Source organism: Rathayibacter sp. AY1E2 (assembly GCF_002932325.1).
In the GTDB taxonomy this organism is placed as follows: domain Bacteria; phylum Actinomycetota; class Actinomycetes; order Actinomycetales; family Microbacteriaceae; genus Rathayibacter.
Genome location: NZ_PSVO01000050.1, coordinates 1 through 2,434, shown reverse-complemented (window position 1 = coordinate 2,434; position 2,434 = coordinate 1). Strand labels below are relative to the sequence as shown.

Here is a 2,434-nt window from a genome sequence, read left to right as displayed (position 1 = left end):
ATCGAGGCGGCGGCGAGGACGAGTCCGTAGAGGACGGCGCCGACGCGGATCCGCGTCGGCGCCGTCCTCTACGGACTCGTCCTCGCCGCCGCCTCGATCGGCCTGCTCGTCGTCTCGGCCGACCCGGTGCTGCGCGCGCAGGTCGTCGAGCGCGGGATCACGCTCGAGCCCGGCGCCGCGCTCGCCCTGGCCGTCGCGGCGCTCGGCGCCATGGCGCTCCTCCTCGCGCTCGCCCGCCTGCTCGACCGCCGCGCCGCTCGCGACGACGGCTGACCCCGGCGCGGGACGCCGGGTGCTCGCAACCCCCTGCCCCGCATCCGCCGAGAGGCGCAGACTCGTCCCGGGCGATCGCCCGCCACCCCCTGGAGACGAGACCATGCCCTTCTGCGCCCCCGAGAGACTCCGCTGATGGAGCTGGGCATCGCCGCGATCATCGGAGTCTCGGTCCTGGTCGCGGTCGCCGTCTTCTCGCGGCGCCTCGGCGTCGCCGCCCCGATCGTCCTCGTGCTGGCCGGCGTCGGCGTCTCCTACATCCCCGGAGTGCCGGAGGTGGTCGTCCCGCACGAGTGGGTGCTCGACGGCGTGCTGCCGCCGCTGCTCTACGCGGCGGCGCTCAGCGTCCCGTTCATCGACTTCCGCCGGAACCTCACCACCATCACCGGCCTGTCGGTCGTGCTGGTGCTGATCTCGGCGGCCGGCGTCGGCGCGCTCCTCTTCCTCCTCCTCCCCGACCTCGGGCTGGGCCTGGCGATCGCCGTGGGCGCGATCATCAGCCCGCCCGACGCCGTCGCCGCGACCTCGGTCGGCCGGCGCCTCGGCCTCCCGCCGCGGCTGCTCACCCTGCTCGAGGGCGAGGGGCTGATCAACGACGCGACCGCGCTGGTACTCCTCCGCTCGGCCCTCGCCGCCGCCGCGGGGACGCTGGCGACGCCGTGGGCCGCGATCGGCGACTTCCTCTACGCGGTCGTCGTGGCCGTCGTGGTCGGGTTCGTGGCCAGCGTCGTCACCGTCTTCGTCCGCTCGCGGCTCGAGGACCCGGTGCTCAACACCGTCCTCTCCTTCATCGTCCCCTTCGTCGCGTTCATCCCCGCGGAGGGCCTGGGCGCCTCGGGCGTGCTCGCCGTGGTCGTCGCCGGCCTGCACACCGGGCACGCCTCCTCCCGCGCCTTCACCGCCCAGTCGCGGGTGAACGACCGGATCAACTGGCGGACCGTGCAGTTCCTGCTCGAGAACGGCGTGTTCCTGCTGATCGGTCTCGAGATCCGCTCGCTGATCCACGACGCCGACAGCGCGCGCCTCTCGGTGCCCGGAGCGGTCGGGATCGGGCTGATCGCGGTGGTCGGGCTGATCGTCGTGCGCTTCCTCTGGGTCGGGCCGGTCCTCCTCGGCGAGCGCTGGCAGACCCGCCGGGCCGAGCGCCGGGCCCGCGAGCAGAAGGAGCTGCTCGAGTCGCCCGAGGCGCAGGAGCTGCCGAAGGAGGAGCGCGGCCGGGCGAAGCGGCGCTACCTGCTGCGGCGCAGCGACTACCGGCACTTCAGCCGCAACGGCATCGGCTGGCGCGGCGGTCTGGTGCTCGGCTGGTCCGGGATGCGCGGAGTGGTGACCCTCGCGGCCGCGCAGTCGCTGCCCGAGGACATCCCGTACCGCCCGCAGCTCGTGCTGATCGCCTTCACCGTGGCCGTGGCGACCCTGCTGATCCAGGGCAGCACGCTGCCGCTGCTGATCCGCGCGCTGGGCATCCGCGGGATCGACGTGCCCGAGGACCAGCGGGCGCTCGCGGGCCTGCTCGACGAGATCACCGAGAAGGGCCTCTCGGTGCTCGAGCGCCCGGGCGACGCCGTCGAGGGCGCCGACACCGTCGCTCCGGACGTCCTGGAGCGGGTGCGCCAGACGTCGTTCCTCCGCTCCGAGGCCGCCTGGGAGCGCTCGCGCGGCACGGAGAGGTCGGTCGCGGACACTCCGCACCGTCTCTACCGGGCGCTGCGCCTCGCCGTGGTCGCGGCCGAGCGGGAGGCCCTGCTCGACGCGCGCTCGCGCCGCGCCTACCCGCAGCGCATCCTCCGCGACGCCCAGTCGCTGCTCGACCTCGAGGAGACGCGGCTGCGGGTCCGGCGGGGCTCCGAGTCCTGAGGGCTCGGGATCGTGACGATCGCTCCCGGGGATGCCCGCGCCGATCCAGGCCCTGTGGAGGAGCGCCGAGCTCCTCGAGTGCGCCATCCGGATCGACCCCTCGGACCACGGCCGTCCGGCCTCCCCGGCAATAGCCCGCCGATGCGTCACCCCCCGTTAAGCCCGCGCGCCCCGCTTCCTCTGGCACTGCCGTCGCCCCGCCCGTAACCTGCGGATCGCCTGAGAATCGCAAGCTCGATTCGCCCGCACTCGAAGAGGGGTGGCGGGCCCGGGCGGATCCCCTCGGGGGATATCACGAGGGCCG

At 74.4% G+C, this 2,434-nt stretch carries 2 protein-coding genes; both read left to right on the top strand.

All coding sequences use genetic code 11. The features are described 5' to 3' along the window. Nucleotides 1–126: 126 nt before the first annotated feature. On the top strand, nt 127–273 hold the full coding sequence (locus tag C5C49_RS17165) for a hypothetical protein (protein WP_181125774.1): 147 nt from the start codon (nt 127–129) through the stop codon (nt 271–273). A 135-nt stretch (nt 274–408) separates the two neighbouring features. Further along, the gene (locus tag C5C49_RS16645) at nt 409–2,130 is read left to right on the top strand and encodes a sodium:proton antiporter (protein WP_104346620.1); all 1,722 of its coding nucleotides are present in this window, start codon (nt 409–411) and stop codon (nt 2,128–2,130) included. The last annotated feature ends 304 nt before the right edge of the window (nt 2,131–2,434 follow it).

Coding starts and splice junctions, on each gene's coding strand:
- C5C49_RS16645 (WP_104346620.1), top strand. CDS start 409: ATGGAGCTGGGCATCGCCGCGATCATCGGAGTCTCGGTCCTGGTCGCG.